The organism is Streptomyces sp. CY-1, assembly GCF_047218265.1.
Taxonomy (GTDB): domain Bacteria; phylum Actinomycetota; class Actinomycetes; order Streptomycetales; family Streptomycetaceae; genus Streptomyces; species Streptomyces niphimycinicus.
On record NZ_CP178393.1, the window covers coordinates 1,131,730 to 1,149,167 of the forward strand.

12 protein-coding genes and 6 pseudogenes are annotated in these 17,438 nt (G+C 72.4%); 6 read left to right on the forward strand and 12 right to left on the reverse strand.

Translation table 11 applies throughout. The features are described from left to right. Positions 1-2: 2 nt before the first annotated feature. The 4 genes from ACK1X7_RS04755 to ACK1X7_RS04770 all read right to left on the reverse strand — a co-directional run bounded on the left by ACK1X7_RS04755 (position 3) and on the right by ACK1X7_RS04770 (position 3,646). A complete protein-coding gene (locus ACK1X7_RS04755; protein WP_413114678.1) occupies positions 3-638 on the reverse strand; it encodes a response regulator in 636 nt (211 codons plus the stop codon). Further along, entirely contained in the window at positions 635-1,882 is a 1,248-nt protein-coding gene (locus tag ACK1X7_RS04760; protein ID WP_413114679.1) for a sensor histidine kinase, read from the reverse strand. The genes ACK1X7_RS04755 and ACK1X7_RS04760 overlap by 4 nt, the downstream gene beginning before the upstream one ends. 68 nt (positions 1,883-1,950) lie before the next feature. After that, the gene (locus tag ACK1X7_RS04765; RefSeq protein WP_413114680.1) at positions 1,951-2,469 is read right to left on the reverse strand and encodes a hypothetical protein; all 519 of its coding nucleotides are present in this window, start codon (positions 2,467-2,469) and stop codon (positions 1,951-1,953) included. 175 nt (positions 2,470-2,644) lie between these two features. After that, positions 2,645-3,646, reverse strand: coding sequence for an EamA family transporter (locus ACK1X7_RS04770; protein WP_390795582.1), 1,002 nt, complete (start codon positions 3,644-3,646; stop codon positions 2,645-2,647). A gap of 68 nt (positions 3,647-3,714) precedes the next feature. On the opposite strand from ACK1X7_RS04770, the gene ACK1X7_RS04775 reads away from it, so the two are divergent. The 6 genes from ACK1X7_RS04775 (at position 3,715) to ACK1X7_RS04800 (ending at position 8,353) form a co-directional block, all read left to right on the forward strand. Next, positions 3,715-4,569, forward strand: a complete 855-nt coding sequence (locus ACK1X7_RS04775) for a LysR family transcriptional regulator (protein WP_014058429.1) — start codon at positions 3,715-3,717, stop codon at positions 4,567-4,569. A 63-nt stretch (positions 4,570-4,632) separates the two neighbouring features. Next, the gene (locus ACK1X7_RS04780) at positions 4,633-5,121 is read left to right on the forward strand and encodes a MarR family winged helix-turn-helix transcriptional regulator (protein ID WP_390795583.1); all 489 of its coding nucleotides are present in this window, start codon (positions 4,633-4,635) and stop codon (positions 5,119-5,121) included. 110 nt (positions 5,122-5,231) lie between these two features. Next, positions 5,232-6,713, forward strand: a complete 1,482-nt coding sequence (locus tag ACK1X7_RS04785) for an MFS transporter (RefSeq protein ID WP_413114681.1) — start codon at positions 5,232-5,234, stop codon at positions 6,711-6,713. A gap of 36 nt (positions 6,714-6,749) precedes the next feature. After that, on the forward strand, positions 6,750-7,265 hold the full coding sequence (locus tag ACK1X7_RS04790; protein ID WP_385152245.1) for a pyridoxamine 5'-phosphate oxidase family protein: 516 nt from the start codon (positions 6,750-6,752) through the stop codon (positions 7,263-7,265). Positions 7,266-7,418: 153 nt separating this feature from the next. Continuing rightward, positions 7,419-7,844 (forward strand): hypothetical protein, encoded by a 426-nt coding sequence (locus ACK1X7_RS04795; protein ID WP_398161659.1) that lies wholly within the window; start codon positions 7,419-7,421, stop codon positions 7,842-7,844. A gap of 77 nt (positions 7,845-7,921) precedes the next feature. Then, positions 7,922-8,353, forward strand: a complete 432-nt coding sequence (locus ACK1X7_RS04800; RefSeq protein WP_413114682.1) for a hypothetical protein — start codon at positions 7,922-7,924, stop codon at positions 8,351-8,353. A gap of 83 nt (positions 8,354-8,436) precedes the next feature. On the opposite strand, the gene ACK1X7_RS04805 is transcribed toward ACK1X7_RS04800, so the two are convergent. The 8 genes and pseudogenes from ACK1X7_RS04805 to ACK1X7_RS04840 all read right to left on the reverse strand — a co-directional run. Then, on the reverse strand, positions 8,437-9,630 hold the full coding sequence (locus ACK1X7_RS04805) for a cytochrome P450 (RefSeq protein ID WP_385152236.1): 1,194 nt from the start codon (positions 9,628-9,630) through the stop codon (positions 8,437-8,439). Between the two features lie 128 nt (positions 9,631-9,758). Beyond that, a complete protein-coding gene (locus ACK1X7_RS04810; protein WP_413116846.1) occupies positions 9,759-10,295 on the reverse strand; it encodes an acyl carrier protein in 537 nt (178 codons plus the stop codon). Positions 10,296-10,352: 57 nt separating this feature from the next. Beyond that, positions 10,353-10,907: pseudogene (locus ACK1X7_RS04815) on the reverse strand (KR domain-containing protein); the annotation flags it as partial. Then, positions 10,881-11,402, reverse strand: a pseudogene (locus tag ACK1X7_RS04820) (SpnB-like Rossmann fold domain-containing protein); the annotation flags it as partial. The pseudogenes ACK1X7_RS04815 and ACK1X7_RS04820, both read right to left, overlap by 27 nt. Next, positions 11,385-11,702, reverse strand: a pseudogene (locus ACK1X7_RS04825) (polyketide synthase dehydratase domain-containing protein); the annotation flags it as partial. The pseudogenes ACK1X7_RS04820 and ACK1X7_RS04825, both read right to left, overlap by 18 nt. A 144-nt stretch (positions 11,703-11,846) precedes the next feature. Continuing rightward, positions 11,847-16,481 (reverse strand): annotated as a pseudogene (locus ACK1X7_RS04830) (type I polyketide synthase); the annotation flags it as partial. Positions 16,482-16,628: 147 nt separating this feature from the next. After that, positions 16,629-16,859, reverse strand: a pseudogene (locus ACK1X7_RS04835) (alcohol dehydrogenase catalytic domain-containing protein); the annotation flags it as partial. A 66-nt stretch (positions 16,860-16,925) separates the two neighbouring features. Then, a pseudogene (locus ACK1X7_RS04840) lies at positions 16,926-17,423 on the reverse strand (SpnB-like Rossmann fold domain-containing protein); the annotation flags it as partial. Positions 17,424-17,438: the final 15 nt, after the last annotated feature.

Sequence of the window (17,438 nt, forward strand, 5' to 3'; positions counted from 1 at the left end):
GCTCAGCCGAGTCCATGCCGGTGCGCCCAGACGATGGCCTGGCCGCGGTCACGGCTGCCGGTTTTGGCGAAGACGCGGTTGACGTGGGTTTTGACGGTGGCTTCGCTGACGAACAGCGATCGGGCGATCTCGCGGTTGGACAGACCCTTGGCCATACAGATGAGCACTTCGGCCTCGCGTGCGGTCAGCCCGGCGGGCAGCTCCCCCGACCCGGCGGCGGGCTGCTGCCGGGCGAGTGCGACGAGGCGGGCGTGTACGGCGGGGTCCAGAAGGGCCTGCCCACGGGCGGCCGCCCGCAGTGCCCGATCGACGTCCTCGCGCCCGGCTTCCTTGGTGAGGTAGCCCAGTGCACCGGCGGTGAGCGCCGCGTTGATCGACTCGTCGTCGATGAAGGTGGTCAGCACGACGACATGTGTCCCGGGATGGTCCATGGTGATGTGCCGCGTGGCTTCGATGCCATACATGTGCGGCATGCGCAGGTCCATCAGCACCACGTCCGGGGAATGCTCGGCGACCGCGGCCAGGGCCTGCCGACCGTCGCCGACGGCGGCGACCACCTCGACGTCGGGCAGCCGCTCGCAGATGGTGACCAGTCCGTCGCGGACGATGGTCTGGTCGTCCACGATGATCACCTTCACGCCGGGACCTCCGCTTCCACACTCCAGCCACCGGCTCTGGGACCAGCGTCCTTGAGACCAGCGCCCTTGAGACCAGCCGCCTTGGGGCCCGCGTCCTCGGGACCCGCCTCTTCGGGACCTGCGTCGAGTGTGCCGCCGAGCAGTTCCACGCGCTCGCGCATGCCGGTGAGGCCGAAGCCCCCGCCGGTCTCGGCAAGCTCCCCGGCCGGATCGACGCCAGATCGTACCGTCGCCGCATTGGTGACCGTCAGCCGGGTGGACGACTCCCCGAAGGCGAGGCTGACGGTGACGGCGGCACCCGGTGCGTGCTTGCGCGTGTTGGTGAGTGCTTCCTGGGCGACCCGCAGCAGGGCTATTCCGGCCGCCGGTGGCAGCGGCCGTACGGCGCCGGTGATCCGGAAGTCGGCGCCTTCGCCCGTGGCGAGGGCGGTGAGCTGTTCATCGAGGGCGACCGGCTCCTCGCGCAGCGCCCGCACCGCGCGGCGGGTCTCGTCCAGGCCCTCGACGACCAGACGGCGGGACCGGCCGATCGCGGCCCGCACCTCGTCGGTGCCGGCGCCGTCCTCGACGATGGACTCAAGAGCGGTGATCTGCACCGACAGCGCCGACAGCGTATGGGCCAGCACGTCGTGCACCTCCCGGGCGATCCGGTTGCGTTCGGCGAACAGCTCGGCGCGCTCGTGCTCGACGGCGCCGCGTTCCCGCGCCACCGCCAGCTCGGTCTCGGATCGCAGCCGTTCCCGGCGCTGGCGGCGTACGACGCCCAGCAGCAGGCCGAGCAGCGCGGCCACCCCCACGGCGGCGAGCTTCGCGACGTCCCATCCGTCGACGGCGAGGGCGACGGCGCCGGCAGCGATACCGAGGCCGGCCAGGGCCGTGGCGGGGAGCAGCCCCGCCAGCATGACGGCGCACATCGCGGCCACCCCCACGACCACCGCACCGAACGGGGCCCACGCCCCCGCCACCCCGCCACAGACCGCCACCAGTGCCACCGCGCACACACCGACCGTCGGCCGGCCTCTGCGCATGCCCACCAGCCAGCCGATCCAGCCCAGGCCCAAGCCCACGGTGACCACCAGCGCGACCAGGCCACGGGCGTCGAGGCCGGGATGTGTCGCCCGCACCGCCCCGTAGATCAAGCCGCCCAGGGCGAGCAGGCCCACGGCCCATTCCGCGGTCGGCTCGTTGCCGTCCAACCGGCCGGACACTGCGCCGGGGCCCGACCGCAGATCACCAGTACTCATCGGACCAGCATGCCGTGCCCATGTCCTGCCCAGCCCCGGGGGCCACCGCTCACCCCACGGCCCGTCGCTCACCGGACGCCCAGTCGGCCTCGGCCCGATCCGAGGAGCGCCTCCCGTCCGCGCCAGGCCACGATGGCGGTGCGTGAGAGCACCTCGGCGAGCGCCATCAGGAGAATCGCCGGGGCCCAGGCCGTCGGATCGAGGTGGTAGTCGCTCGAGAAGCGGCCGATCGTTTCGTCGCCGCCCTGCGTGGCGAAAAGCTGGAAGGCCATGCGGAAGCCGCAGCCCACCACCCACAGCACGGCCGCCATGGCCGTGGCGCGCGCGATGACCTCACCGGCGTCGTTGTGGTATACCCGGGTCAGCGCCCCGGCCCCCGCGCCCAGAGCGAGCCCGATCAGCGTCGTGGCCGCGATCAGCAGGAGATCGTTGCCCGACGTCGGGATCTCGTGCAGGTACTTCGTCGCCGCCCATCCGACGATCCCCACCGGGAGCAGCAGCGTCTTCGCCGTCAACCGTCGGCCACGCAGTTGCAGCAGCACCATGCCCACGAGGGCGATATCGATCAGCCAGTCCTTGATATCCATGCCGCCATGCTCGGCCGGAGCCACCGCCGCACACGTCAACCCACAGGTCCACCCCGGGTGGAGCTGTGCCTCCACCCGCACCCGAACACGGTGCTGTGAACGGTGGCGCCGGGCCCGCCGGGGCGCGACCGGCAGCGGTGTCGCGCACCGGCCGTCCGCGGCGGTACGCGGTCCTTCAGCCGCGCCGGGTGAGGATGCTCAGTGTGTTGGCCGCGACGATGGCGCCTATGCTCGTCCACTCCGTCCAGCCCAGGTTCTGCCCCAGGCCGACCCAGCCGACCAGGGCGGCGAGGACGGGGTTGACGCTCATGAAGAGCCCGAACGCCTGGGCGGACACACGGCGCAGGGTGAACAGGTCCGCGAGGTACGGCACGGCCGAGGAGAGAACGCCCGCGGTGACGGCGTACGCCACGGCGCTCGCGGTCGGCGGCTGATGGACCGCGACGGCGATCCCGACCGGCAGGAACATCAGGGCGGAGAGCCCCGCGGCCGCCGCCGACCCCTGGGCGCCGGGGACCCGTCGGCCGACAGTGCGGTTGAGCAGGATGTACGACGCCCAGCACACGGCGGCCAGCAGCCCCAGCCCCATGCCCAGGTAGTCGGCCGAGGGCCGCGGGCGCATCAGCGTCACCACGGCGGCGGCCGCGACCAGCGCACAGCACGCGTCCGCCCGGCGCCGTGAGGCGGCCAGCGCGATGCACAGCGGGCCGAGAAACTCCAGCGTCACCGCCAGCCCGAGGCCGATGCGGTCGATGGCGGTGTACAGGGAGAGATTCATGGTGCCGAACACCACGGCAAGAGCCACCACCGGCCGCCACTGCCACCAGGTGAAGCTCCGCAGCCGGGGCCTGCCGACGGCCAGCAGGACGATCGCGGCCACGTACTGGCGGACGGCCACGACCCCGATCGGGCCGAGGACGGGGAAGGCGTGGGATCCGATCGCGGCGCCGGTCTGGTTGGACAGACCGCTGCCGATCATCGTGGCCACACCGGCGAACCGACGCGCGGTCGGCTGCTGATCCGGGTCCGGGCCCTGGCTCGGACCCGGGCCCGAATCCAGGCCGGGGACCGAATCCAGGCCGGAGCCCGGGGCGGAGTCGGCGGGGGTCGATGGGATCCGGTGTGCGGTTCCCGTCGATCGTGCGGCGGCGATACGTGACGCGGGAGCTGGTCGCATGCGTCGATCGTGCGCCGGGACCACGCATGCACATAATGCGTTCTGCGCCTTATCTATACGCTGGACGTATGGATGTGGAGCTGCGGCAACTGCGCTGCCTCGTGGCGATCGTCGACGAGGGCACCTTCACCGACGCCGCCATCGCGCTCGGCGTCTCCCAGGCGGCCGTGTCCCGGACCCTGGCCTCGCTCGAACGCGCCCTGGGGACACGGCTGTTGCGGCGTACCTCCCGCGAGGTGACCCCGACGGGCACCGGGCTGCGCGTGGTGGCACACGCCCGGCGGGTGCTGGCCGAGGTGGACGGTCTGATCCGGGAGGCCATATCGGGCCACGCCCATCTGCGGATCGGTTACGCCTGGTCCGCGCTCGGCCGCCACACCCCCGCCTTCCAGCGCCGCTGGGCCCAGGCGTACCCGGAGACGGATCTGCATCTCGTCCGTGTGCATTCCGCCACCGCCGGGCTGGCGGAGGGCGTCTGTGACCTGGCCGTCGTGCGCAGGGCCCTCGACGAGCGCCGCTTCGACTCCGCCATCGTCGGGCTGGAGCGGCGGCTGTGCGCCGTGGCCGCCGACGACCCCCTCGCCAGGCGCCGCTCGGTCCGCCTGGCCGACCTCAGCGGACGCACTCTGCTGGTCGACCGGCGGACCGGGACCACCACCGCGGAGCTGTGGCCGCCCGACTCACGTCCGGCCACGGAGGAGACCCATGACGTGGAGGACTGGCTCACGGTGATCTCCGCGGGCCGCTGCGTCGGCATGACGGCGGAGTCCACCGCCAACCAGTACCCGAGGCCCGGAATCGCCTACCGGCCGGTCCGCGACGCCGAGCCGATCGCGGTACGCCTCGCCTGGTGGCGGGACGACCCGCACCCCGCCACCCAAACCGCGATCGAGCTGCTCACCACCCTCTACCGCAACGGCTGACCCCGCCCGGGTAAGGACTGTTCCGGATAATCCAGTACGGATCGAATTGTTACCCTGGGCCATATGACCGCGATGGCGCCCGCCCAGAACGAACCGGACCTGTCCTTCCTCCTCGACCACACCAGCCATGTCCTGCGCACCCAGATGTCGGCCGCGCTCGCCGAGATCGGGCTGACGGCACGGATGCACTGCGTCCTGGTCCACGCCCTGGAGGAGGAGCGCACCCAGGCACAGCTCGCCGAGATCGGCGACATGGACAAGACCACGATGGTGGTGACGGTGGACGCCCTGGAGAAGTCGGGCCTCGCGGAGCGGCGCGCCTCGACCCGGGATCGCCGGGCCCGGATCATCGCGGTGACGGAGGAGGGCGCGCGGATCGCCAAGCGGAGCCAGAACATCGTGGACCGCGTTCACCGGGAGGCGCTGGCGACGCTCCCCGAGACCCAACGCGCCGCCCTGCTAAGGGCCTTGACCCGGCTGACCGAGGGGCATCTGGCCGCACCCGCCGAAAGCCCCCGCCCGGCCCGGCGGGCGCGCCAGAGCGAGAAGTAGCACCGCCCCAGAGGCACGCCCGCCACTGGGGGTAGGACCCAAACAAATAGTCTGCAACAAAACCATCTGCTACGGTCACTCCTGTCGCGTCTACCGACAGGAGTGACCGCATGTCCGCCACCGCGTCCGGCCCGCCCGCTTCCCACGTCGCCCCATCCCGCCAACTGGCCCTCGGGGTCATCGCCACCGGGATGCTGATGGTCATCCTCGACGGCAGCATCGTGACCGTGGCCATGCCCGCCATCCAGGGCGATCTGCGGTTCTCCCCCGCCGGGCTGAGCTGGGTCGTCAACGCCTATCTGATCGCGTTCGGCGGTCTGCTGCTGCTCGCGGGCCGCATCGGCGATCTCATCGGCCGCAAGCGCATGTTCCTGGCCGGCACCGCGGTGTTCACCGCGGCCTCGCTCCTGGCGGCCGTGGCCACCTCCCCCGCGGCGCTGATCGCCGCCCGGTTTCTACAGGGGGTCGGCAGCGCGCTGGCGTCGGCGGTCAGCCTGGGCATTCTCGTCACGCTCTTCACCGAATCCGCCGAACGCGCGAAGGCCATCGCCGTGTTCAGCTTCACCGGCGCCGCCGGAGCCTCGATCGGCCAGGTGCTCGGGGGCCTTCTCACCGACGCGCTCAGTTGGCACTGGATCTTCCTGATCAATCTGCCGATCGGACTGCTGACCCTCGCGGTCGCCATACCCGCCCTGCCCGCCGACCGCGGGCCCGGTCTCGCGGCCGGCGCCGATGTCCTCGGCGCCCTGCTCGTCACGGCCGGGCTGATGCTGGGCATCTACACCGTCGTCAAGGTGGCGGACTACGGCTGGACGGCGGCGCATACGCTCGGCCTCGGCGCCCTCTCGCTCCTCCTGCTCGCCCTGTTCCTGGTCCGGCAGGCCACCGCCCGCACCCCGCTGCTGCCCCTGCGGATCCTGCGGTCACGCGGTGTCGCCGGGGCCAATCTCGTCCAGGTCCTGATGGTGGCGGCGCTCTTCTCGTTCCAGATCCTCGTCGCCCTCTATCTGCGGAACGTCCTGGGATACGGCGCCACCAGGACCGGTCTTGCCATGCTCCCGGCCGCCCTCGCCATCGGCGCGGTGTCACTCGGCGTCTCCGCGCGGCTCAGCGCCCGCTTCGGCGACCGCGCGGTGCTGCTGGCCGGGCTGGTGCTGCTGGCCGGGGTCCTCGGGCTGCTCATCCGCGTCCCCGTGCACGCCCGGTACCTCCCCGACCTCCTCCCGGTCATGCTGCTCGCCGCCGGTTTCGGGCTGGCCCTCCCCGCGCTGACCAGCCTCGGGATGTCCGGTGCGAGGGAGGACGAGGCCGGGCTCGTCTCCGGGCTCTTCAACACCACTCAGCAGATCGGCATGGCGCTGGGCGTCGCGGTGCTGTCCACCCTGGCGGCCTCCCGCACGGACGCGCTGCTCGCCCGGGGCAAGGGCCGGGCCGAGGCGCTGACCGGTGGCTACCACCTGGCCTTCGCCGTCGGAGCGGGACTCATCGTGACGGCCTTCGCGGTGGCGTTCACCGTGCTGCGAGGCCCCGCGCCGAAGCGCCCCGCACCACGGAAGGCCAACCCGTCCGCCGCTCCCGTCACCACCGTCTGACCCTTCTCCCCCCTTCCGATCGAAAGGTGCGCCCTCATGGCGACGACCGACACCGAGACCACGAGCCCGACGAACGGCGCCGGGACGAAACCAGGGGCCGGACCCGCGCCCCGGGTGCTCACCGAGGACGAACTGTCACTGATGCTGGGGGACCAGCGGTTCGGCGTGCTCGCGACGGTCAAGCGCAGCGGCCATCCCCATCTGTCCACCGTGGTCCACCACTGGAGCCCCGAAGAGCGGGTGCTGCGCATCTCCTCGACCGCCGACCGGCTCAAGGTGCGTCAGCTACGGCGCGATCCCCATGCCGCCGTACACGTGGGCGCGCCGGACGGCTGGTCGTTCGCCGTCGCCGAAGGCGAGGCTGAGGTATCGGAGGTGACGGCCGTCCCCGGGGACGCGGTCGGGCGGGAACTGCTGTCCATGACGCCCGGCTTCGCCGATCCACACGACGAAGTGGCCTTCCTGGAGCAGCTCGTGGCGGACCGGCGGGTGGTGATCAGGATCCGGGTGTCCCGGCTGTACGGAACGGCCCTCGACATGGCCGCCGCCTGACCACGCGCTGGAACGCGGACGCTTTGGTTTCCCTGCCCGGACACGGTGAACATCGTGTCCGGGCCGTACGTATCGGGAGGGTGGCGCACCTGATGAACGCACCCCGTCTCGGGTGCGGAGGGCTCGGGTGTCCCCCTGACGAGGAGAGATACCGTGAACGCACATCATCTGCCGTCCCGCCCGCGGACGCGGCGATTCGGCGCGCCGGCCATCGCCGCGGCGACGCTCGTCCTCGCCATGGCCTCCCCCGCCCTGGCCCACGCCAGGGTGTCCGCCTCCGACTCGCACACCCTGGCGAAGAACGTGACACTGACGTTCGAGTCGGAGCCGGAGAATCCCACCCCGCTAGTGAAGTTCGAGCCCGTGGCTGTCGGCGCCGCCCCGTCCGCCTCGCACTCGGCCTCCCCGCGACCGGAGAGCCACGTGCCGGACTCGGACGGAGAGTCGTCCTCGAAGGCGGCGACCTCGGACGACGGGTCCCCGTGGCCCGCCGTGGGAGTAATCATCGGCGTCTGTCTGGTCGCCCTGGCCGGAGGTTTCGTGCTGCTCCAGCAGCGGCGCGGCCCGGGCACCGAATGAGCCAAGGCGGCGCCCTGGACGCGCCGACGGCCCCGCGCCCCGGGTTTGCTGTCGGGCGCAGTGGTAACGCGGTGGACATGACCGAGAAGAAGAACGCACACACAAGTGTCAGGAGCGCCAACGCGCACGCGAAGGCCACCACGACCAAGGCCAAGGAGACCACGGCACGGGCCAAGGACACCGCGGGCGAGGCGGAGACCACGGCGAAGACCGCCGCCGCGAGCGCCGCGACAACCGCCGCGCACACCGCTCATGTCGCCACCGACAAGGCTCATGTGGCGGCCGAGAAGGCCGTGGCCACCGGGCGTACGGTGGCGGCCGAGGCCCCCAAGAAGGCCGCCGCGGCGGCCGGTTCGGCCTGGATGGCGCTGAAGGCGCGCAAGGTCCAGGCAGCCGTCGCCGGTGCGGGGGCCGCCGTGGCGGGCGCCACCGCGTTGGTCCTGCGCAGGCGCGCCGCGCGTCGCCGCAGCCCGCTCGCACGGCTGACCGGTGGCCGGCTCGGCGTCTGAGGTCCGCCGTCGGCGCACGCGGCCCCTTTCCCTACGCGCCGACCACCGCCGCCCGCCCCTGGCCTTCCGGCCACCGGTTGGGGCTACTCGGCCGCCCAGGTCACCGGCAGCTCATGGACACCGTAGAACGAGGTGTTCTCCCGGTACCGGATCTCCTCCGGGGCCACCGCCAGACGCAGGCCGGGGAACCTGGCGAGCAACCGCTCCAGGAGCACCTTCAGCTCCACCCTCGCCAACTGCTGGCCCAGGCACTGATGCACACCGTGTCCGAACGCGAGATGGGAGGCGTGCGGCCGGTCGAGGGCGAGGCGGTCGGGGTCGGCGAAGCGCTCGGGGTCCCGGTTGGCGGTGGACACCAGACCGGCCACCATCTCGCCCTTCGCGATGGGATGACCGTTGATCACAGCGTCCTCGGTGGCGGTGCGCACGGTGCCGAAGTTGTTGACGGGGAAGTAGCGGAGGAACTCCTCCACGGCGTCGTCGAGCAGGTCGGGGTTCTCACGCAACCGGGTCAATTGCTCCGGGTCCTCGAACAGCGCCAGCATGCCGAGGCCGATCAGGTTCTCCACGGGCTCATGACCGGCGAAAATGATGGTCATGGCGATGCCGACCACCTCCTCGTCGGTCAGCGCCCCGCCCTCGACCTCGCTGTGCAGCAGCCTGCTGATCATGTCGTCCGCGGGCTCGGCCCGCTTGGCGCGCACGAATCCGCGCATCTCGTCCCACCATGCGGTCGCCATCGCGCCGACGGCCTGGTCGTCACCGCCGGTCTCCCTGAGCGTGCGAACCTCGTGGTCGAACTTCTGGTGGTAGGTGTACGGCACGCCGAGAATTTCGGAGATCACCATCGCGGGCACCGGGTTGGCATAGGCCGCCACGAGATCGGCGCTCGTGCCCATCGCCTCCATCGCGTCGAGGTGCCGGTCGGCCAGCCGCTCTATCCGGCCGGTCAGTTCACGCGCGCCACGCACCGAGAACTCGGCGGTGAGCGTGCGGCGGTAGCGGGTGTGGTCCGGTGGGTCCATGGAGAAGAAGAAGCCCGCCGGTATCTCCATACTCATCGCCGGAAACGGCACCCTGGAGCCGCTGAACCGGGAGTCCGCCAGCATGGCCCTGATGTCGTCGTGCTTGGTCAGAAACCACATCACCAGGCCGCCGGGCAGCTCCAGTTTGCCCAGTTCACCCGTGTCCCGCAGTCGGCGGTGGTCCTCCGGAGGGTCGTACGGACAACGCCGTTCGGCCTTCACGGTCCCGGGAAGGGGCAAGGTCTCGCTCACTGTTGACTCCCTCGTATATGCCTCAGGGGCGGATGGTGCGTCAGGGACGATGCGGTGTGTGTCCGCTCGTATGTGGTCGTGTGTGTGGTCGTGTGTGTGGTCGTAGACGTGTGGTCATGGATGTGTGGTCATGGATGATCCGTTCGCTCGATCCATTTCGCGGACAGATCCTGGAGCAGTGTCGAGATCCGCACCCGTGCCGCGCTTGCCGGGTCGAGATCGAGGATCGACTCGTCGAGTTTGTTCAGCTCTTCGAGCACGAGAATGGCGGCCGCCGCGTCGTCCGGCAGCATTTCGGTGCGCAGATGGCGGGCGAGTTCGACGGCCGTGGGGTGGTCGAAGGTGAGGCTGGCGGGCAGTTCGAGCCGGGTGGCCCGGGCCAACTGGTTCCGCAGTTTCACGGCCGCCACCGAGTCGAAGCCCATATCGACGAAACCGCGGTCGGGGTCGACCATGGCGGGGTCCGGATGGCCGAGGACCGTGGCGACCTGGTCGCGGACCAGCTCCAGCAGGATCTCCTCCTGTTCGTCCTCCGACCGCCCGGCCAGCCGCTCCAGCAGTGTGGTCGCGGACACCTCGGCCGCCGCGGGTTGCTCCACCGGCTGCCGGGCCGGTTCGGTGCGTGCCGGGACCGCTGTCGCGGTGGTGACCCGGACCGCCTCCACGGGCGCGGCGCATGCCGCGTCGAACAGGGCGAGGCCCAGGTCGGTGGAGACGGAGACAGCGGGCAGTCCGAGGGCCCGCCGGTGCGCGGCCAGCGCGTCGGCGTACGCGGGGGTCAGTGTTCCGTCGGCGGAGGTGAGCAGCACAAAGCGGTCCAGCTCCAGGTCCCGCGTGGCCATGTGCAGATTCCACGCCGTCTCCAGCCCCGACCGCAGCCGTGCCCGCAGCGCTTGTGGGGTGAGTGCGTGGGCCGGTGTCCGCTCCGGGTCCTCGGCCGCGGTGTGCACCACGCTCCGCAGCCGCGGAATCTCCTCCAGCAGCGCTGCCAGCGCCTGACGGTCCGCCGGATCGCACGGGGCGAGCCGGACGGTCGCGCCGAGGGCTTCCAGCTCGGCCGCGTCGCCATTCCCGGCCGCGTCGCCTACCCCGGCCAGGACCAGGTCGTTCACACCTCGCTCGACGATCAGGTGCCGGGCCACCTCCGTGGCCGACCCACCGGTCACCAGCACCGTGCCCGGCTCCCAGGCGGGCGGGTTCTGCTCGGTGACCGCCGCCGCGGCCGGCTCGGGTACCAGCACCGCCGACGCCCGGACCGCGATCCGATCCTTCCCCACGGCCACCGCGGCGGGCAGCAGACGCAGATCGGAGCCATCGGTGTCGATGAGTGTCATCCGTCCGGCGTGGGCCGCCTGGATGCCCTCGACCAGCGACCACACCGCGGCCGCCGCCAGGTCCTCGACCTCCTCACCGGATGCCACGGCGAGCGCGCGCCGGGTCACCAGCACCAGACGTGAGGGCGCGAACCGTTCCTCGTCCAGCCACGTCCGTACGGCATCAGCGGCGCGCAGTGCCACTTCGGACGCCGTAGCGCCCTCGGACACGCATGGGAGGAGCACGACGTCCGGCACGTCCTCGATGGCCGACAGGTCCGGATACACCGCGACCGGCCCGCCGAGCGTGTCCGGTTTCCAGCCGTCCGGGTCGCCGACGAGCCCCCACCGGACGAGGCCGAGGTCCGGTTCGGCCGACGCGGGAGACACCGCCCACGCCGTCCTGAACAGTGACGCGTTGGCCTGCCGCAGCCGCTGCCCGGACACCGGGCGCAGCACCAGCGAGTCCACCGACAGCACGGGCGCACCGGCGGCGTCGGCCACCTGGAGGGAGACCGTGTCCGGGCCGGTGGGCGCGAGGGTGACCCGCAGCCTCGTGGCACCTTCCGTGTGCAGGGTGATCCCCGTCCAGGAGAGCGGCAGATGGGTCCGCTCGGGCTCGGTGACCAGCCCGGCCAGCGCCTCCGCGCACAGGGCCCCGTCGAGCAGGGCGGGGTGCAGGGTCCATCGCCCGGCCTCGGCCGCGGCCGTCTCGGGCAGCTCGATGTCGAGGAAGATCTCGTCGCCGCGGCGCCACATCGGTGTCCCGGTGGACTCCAGCGGGTGGGCGCCGGTGGGCGGCCAGCTCTCGGTGTGCGGCGCGGGCGCGGGCGGCCGGCCCACGTCGAGGACGGCGGTGGCGTGGCGGACCCACCGCCGGTCCCGGCGGCAGTAGACGGTGACCGGGCGGCGGCCGGACTCGTCCGCGTCACGGACGGACACCTGCACCTCGACCCCGCCCCGGTCAGGGAGGACAAGGGGCTCATGGACGGTGAGTTCGTCCACCGTCCGGCAGTCGAACTGAAGCCCCGCCTGGAGCACCAGCTCCAGGAAGCCGGGCGCCGGGAACAGGGGCACGCCCAGGGCCCGCCGGCCGGTCGGCCAGGAGTGCGCGTCGGCGGAGATACGGCCGGTGAGGAGGACACCGTCCGCGTCGGGCAGCGGCACCGTCGCACCGACCAGCGGATGGTCCAGCGCGCCGAGCCCGAGACCGGCCGCGTCGCCGGGGGTACGGGAGGGCTCCAGCCAGAAGCGGGAGCGCTGGAACGCGTAGGTCGGCAGCTCGACCCGCCGGGCGCCGGGAAAGACGGCGGACCAGTCCAACTCCACCCCGTGGGTGTGCAGTTGGGCGAGAGCCGTGGTGACCGTGACCGGCTCGGGCCGGTCGGCGCGCAGAGTGGGGATGAACTCGGCGTCGGCCCCGGTGACCTGGGCCTGCGCCAGGGCGGTGAGGGTGCCGTCCGGTCCGAGTTCGAGGAAGGTGCCGGTGCCGAGCTTCCGCAGCCGCTCCAGCCCGTCGGAGAACCGCACCGGCTCACGCACCTGCCGCACCCAGTACGCGGGAGTGCACAGCTCCTCCCCCGCCACCGAACCCGTGAGGTTGGAGACCACCGGTATCCGCGGGGTGTGGAAGTCCACGGTGCCGAGCACCTCGGCGAACGCGGTGAGCATCTCGTCCATCAGCGGCGAGTGGAAGGCGTGGCTGACCCGCAGCCGCCGTGTCTTCACCCCACGGGCGGCCATTGCGTCGGCCACACCGTTCACCGCGTCCTCGTCCCCGGACACCACGACCGAGGACGGTCCGTTCACGGCCGCGAGGGCGACCCGGTCGGTCAGGAACGGCCGTATCCGGTCCTCCGGTACGGCCAGGGCCACCATCGTGCCGCCCGGGGGCAGCGCGCCCATCAGGCGGCCCCGGGCCGCGACCACCTTGGCGGCGTCCTCCAGCGACCAGAGGCCGGCCACATACGCGGCGGCCAGCTCGCCGACGGAGTGCCCCAGCAGATAGTCCGGGCGCACACCCCACGAGGACACCAATCGGAACAGCGCCACTTCGAGGGCGAACAGGCCCGCCTGCGCATACGTAGTGGCGTCCAGCGCGCCGGTGGCGTCGGACACCACCTCGTCGAGCGGACGGTCCAGATACGGGTCGAGCGCGGCGCAGACCTCGTCCCACGCCGCCGCGAACACCGGGAAGGTCTCGTACAACTCGCGGCCCATACCGGCCCGTTGCGCACCCTGACCCGCGAAGAGCAGGCCCACCCGGCCGGGGCCCGCGGTGCCCAGGACCACGCCAGGTGTGGGCTCGCCCGCCGCCAGCGCGGCCAGCCCGGCCAGCAGTTCCGCCCGGCCCGCGCCGACCACCGCGGCGCGGTGCGAGAGTGCCGAACGGGTGGTGGCCAGCGACCAGCCCACGTCCACCGGGTCGGGTCCGGGGTGCGCGGCCAGGAAGGACCGCAACCGGGCGGCCTGCGCCCGCAGTCCGTGCTCGCCCCGGCCGGACAGCACCCACGGCAGCACCGCCGGGGCGGGCTCGGTTGTCGGCTCCGGATCGGCCTCCGACTCCGCGGGGGGCTGTTCGAGGATCACATGGGCATTGGTCCCGCTCACTCCGAACGAGGACACTCCGGCCCGGCGGGGTCGGGAGGCCGACGACCACTCCACGGGCGCGGTGAGCAGCTCCACCGCACCGGCCGACCAGTCCACATGGGTCGAAGGCTGGTCCAGGTGGAGGGTCCGGGGCAGCGACTCGTGCCGCATCGCCAGCACCATCTTGATCACACCGGCCACCCCGGCGGCCGACTGGGTGTGCCCGATGTTCGACTTGATCGAGCCCAGCAGCAGCGGGCGTTCGCGCTCCTGGCCGTAGGTGGCCAGGAGCGCCTGTGCCTCGATCGGGTCGCCCAGGCTGGTGCCGGTGCCGTGTGCCTCCACCGCGTCCACGTCCGAGGCGGCCAGCCCGGCGGAGGCCAGCGCGGCCCGGATCACTCGCTGCTGCGAGGGCCCGTTCGGCGCGGTCAGCCCGTTGGAGGCACCGTCCTGGTTGACGGCGGAGCCCCGTACGACCGCCAGGACCCGATGGCCGTTCCGCTCGGCGTCGGACAGCCGTTCCAGCAGCAGCAGGCCGACGCCTTCGCCCCAGCCGGTGCCGTCCGCCGCGTCGGCGAACGCCTTGCAGCGTCCGTCGGCGGCCAGTCCGCGCTGCCGGGAGAACTCCACGAAGATGCCCGGGTTCGCCATCACCGTCACCCCGCCGGCCAGTGCCAGGGAGCACTCGCCGGACCGCAGCGCCTGCGCCGCCAGGTGCAACGCGACCAGCGACGACGAGCAGGCGGTGTCCACGGTGACCGCCGGTCCTTCCAGACCGAAGGTGTACGAGAGCCGGCCGGAGACCACGCTGCCGGCGCCACCGGTCAGGAAATAGCCCTCGGACCCCTCCGCCGCCTGGCCGGCGCCCGTTCCGTAGCCCTGTGACGCGGCGCCGACGAACACCCCGGTCCGGCTTCCCTTCAGCGACGCCGCCGGGATACCGGCCCGCTCCACCGCCTCCCAGGCCACCTCCAGCAGCAGCCGCTGCTGCGGGTCCATCGCCAGCGCCTCACGTGGCGAGATCCCGAAGAACCCGGCGTCGAACTCCCCCGCGTCGTACACAAAGCCACCGGCGCGGACATACGAGGTGCCCGTGCTGTCCGGATCGGCGCTGTACAGGCCGTCCAGGTCCCAGCCACGGTCGTCGGGCAGGTCCGAGACCGCGTCGCGCCCGGTGTCGAGCAGTTCCCACAGTTCCTCGGGCGAGGTCACCCCGCCCGGATAGCGGCAGGCCATCCCGACGATCACGACCGGGTCGTGGTCGGTGGCCGCCGGGGCGGCGGGCGGCGGCACGGCCTCGTCTACGGTGCCGTCCAGTTCCCGGAGGAGATGTGCGGCCAGGACCGCCGGTGTCGGGTAGTCGAAGATCGCGGTGGCCGGCAGCCTGACCCCGGTGGCGGTGCGCAGCCGGTTGCGCAACTCGACGGCCGTGAGCGAGTCGAATCCGGTCTCCGCGAAGGTACGTGCCGCATCGATATCGGTCAGGGTGCCGTGGCCCAGCACGGTCGCCACATGCGTACGGACCAGGTCGAGCACATGCTGTTCGCGCTCGGCGACCGGCATCGCGGTCATCCGGTCGCGCAGTGAGGACACGTCTTCGCTCGAGCCCGCGCCGGTCGCGCGGCGGATCGACGCGCGGACCAGGCCGTGGAAGAGCGCGGGCAGCGCACCGGCGTCGGCCTGCGCTCGCAGCGCGGTGGCGTCCAGCGGTGTCGCCAGCACGACCGCCTCGGTGGCCGCCCTGGCGCTGTCCAGGAGGCGGAGCCCTTGATCGGTGGCGAGGGGCGTGGCACCGGCCCTGGCCATCCGGGCGAGATCCCGGTCCGACAGATGGCCGGTCATCCCGCTGCGCTCGGCCCACAGTCCCCACGCCACGGAGACACCCGGCAGCCCGGCGGCCCGGCGATGTGCCATCAGCGCGTCCAGCCAGGCGTTCGCCGCCGCGTAGGCGCCCTGTCCCGGGCTGCCCAGGACACCCGCGGCCGAGGAGAACACCACGAATTCCGCCAGCTCACGACCGGCCGTCAGCTCGTGCAGATGCCATGCGGCATCCACCTTCGGCCGCAGCACCTCGCGCACCCGCTCCGCGGTGAGCGACTCCACCACACCGTCGTCGAGCACGCCCGCGGTGTGCACCACCATCCGCAGGGCGGGCATGGTGTCCAGCAGCCGGGCCAGCTCGTCCCGATCGGCCACATCACAGGCGACCACCCGCACCTGGGCACCCGATTCCCGCAGGGCGGCGGTGAGTTCGGCCGCGCCCGGGGCGTCCGGCCCTCGCCGTCCGGCCAGCACGACGTCCCGTACCCCGTGCCGTTCGACCAGGTGACGGGCGACCAGCCCGCCCAGGGTGCCGGTGCCACCCGTGATGAGCACGGTGTCCCGCTCCCGCAGTGGCTGCGGAACGGAGAGCACCAGCTTGCCGATGTGGCGTGCCTGCGAGAGGAAACGCAGCGCGTCGCCCGCCCGCCGGACGTCCCAGGACCGGGTCGGCAGCGTGGTGAAGACCCCCTGCTCGAAGAGTGACACCAGCAACTGGAGCAGTTCCCCGATCCGGTCGGGGCCCGCGTCCATGAGATCGAACGCCTGGTAGCGCAGCCGCCCGTGCTCGGCGGCGACGCGCTCACCGTCACGGATGTCGGTCTTGCCCATCTCCAGGAAACGGCCGCCGTCGGCGACCAGCCCGAGCGACGCGTCCACGTACTCGCCCGCGAGCGAGTTCAGCACCACGTCCACCCGGTCGAAGCGCTCGGCGAACTCCAGAGTGCGGGAGGAGGCGATCCGGTCGTCGGCCACTCCGCCGGCGCGCAGCGTGTCCCACTTCCCCGGGCTCGCGGTGGCGTACACCTCCGCGCCGAGCCAGCGGGCCACCTGCGTCGCGGCCATGCCCACCCCGCCCGCGGCCGAGTGCACCAGCACCGATTCACCGGACCGGAGACCGGCCAGGTCCAGCAGCCCGTACAGGGCAGTCAGGAACACCACCGGCGTGGCCGCCGCGTCGGTGAACGACCAGCTCTCCGGAAGCCGCGCCAGCAACCGGTGATCGGTCAGCGCCACGGGGCCGAACGCGCCGGAGAACAGGCCCATCACCCGGTCACCGGGCGCCAGGCCGGACACACCGGGCCCGATGTCGAGCACCACTCCGGCGCCCTCGCTGCCGATGACGTCCTGGCCGGGGATCATGCCGAGGGCGACGACGACGTCCCGGAAGTTCACCCCGGCCGCGTGCATCGCCACCCGCACCTGCCCGTCGCCGAGAGCACCGGCGGCTTCCGGGCAGGGGACGGCGGCCAGATTCTCCAGCGTGCCCTGGCTGGTGACGTCCATCCGCCACGGCGTCCCGTCCCCGGGGGCCGGGGTGGTGGCGGGGGTGAGCGGAGCCAGCCGGGGCGTCAGGGCACGGCCACGGCGCAGCGCGAGATGCGGATGGCCGGCTGCCACCGCGGCGGCCAGCACCGCACCGGAATCCTGGTGGCCGTCGTGGTCGACGAGGACGAAGCGGTCCGGATGCTCGGCCTGCGCGCTGCGGAGCAGACCCCAGACCGCCGCCGCGCCGAGGTCTTCGACATTCTCGCCGGGGGCGGTCGACACCGCGCCACGTGTCAGCACGGCCAGCCGCGACCGGGCGCAGCGCTCGTCGGCGAGCCAGCGCCGTATCGCCGTCAGCACCCGGCCGACGACGGTGGACACCGGGTCACCGGCGGACTCGCAGGGCAGCACGACGACGTCGGGTACGGGGGTGTCCGGGCCCAGGTCGTCCGCCAGGGCGTGTCCGAGGTCGTCTCCCAGGACGTCTCCGAGGGCGTCGAACTCCACCGGCGCCTCGGCGGTCGTGGTGGTCGGCAGCGGCGTCTCGGCCCAGTCCATGCGGTACAGCGCATCCTGGTCCATGCCCCGGGTGTCCGT

Coding starts and splice junctions, on each gene's coding strand:
- ACK1X7_RS04760 (WP_413114679.1), bottom strand. CDS start 1,882: ATGAGTACTGGTGATCTGCGGTCGGGCCCCGGCGCAGTGTCCGGCCGG.
- ACK1X7_RS04765 (WP_413114680.1), bottom strand. CDS start 2,469: ATGGATATCAAGGACTGGCTGATCGATATCGCCCTCGTGGGCATGGTG.
- ACK1X7_RS04770 (WP_390795582.1), bottom strand. CDS start 3,646: ATGCGACCAGCTCCCGCGTCACGTATCGCCGCCGCACGATCGACGGGA.
- ACK1X7_RS04775 (WP_014058429.1), top strand. CDS start 3,715: ATGGATGTGGAGCTGCGGCAACTGCGCTGCCTCGTGGCGATCGTCGAC.
- ACK1X7_RS04780 (WP_390795583.1), top strand. CDS start 4,633: ATGACCGCGATGGCGCCCGCCCAGAACGAACCGGACCTGTCCTTCCTC.
- ACK1X7_RS04785 (WP_413114681.1), top strand. CDS start 5,232: ATGTCCGCCACCGCGTCCGGCCCGCCCGCTTCCCACGTCGCCCCATCC.
- ACK1X7_RS04790 (WP_385152245.1), top strand. CDS start 6,750: ATGGCGACGACCGACACCGAGACCACGAGCCCGACGAACGGCGCCGGG.
- ACK1X7_RS04800 (WP_413114682.1), top strand. CDS start 7,922: ATGACCGAGAAGAAGAACGCACACACAAGTGTCAGGAGCGCCAACGCG.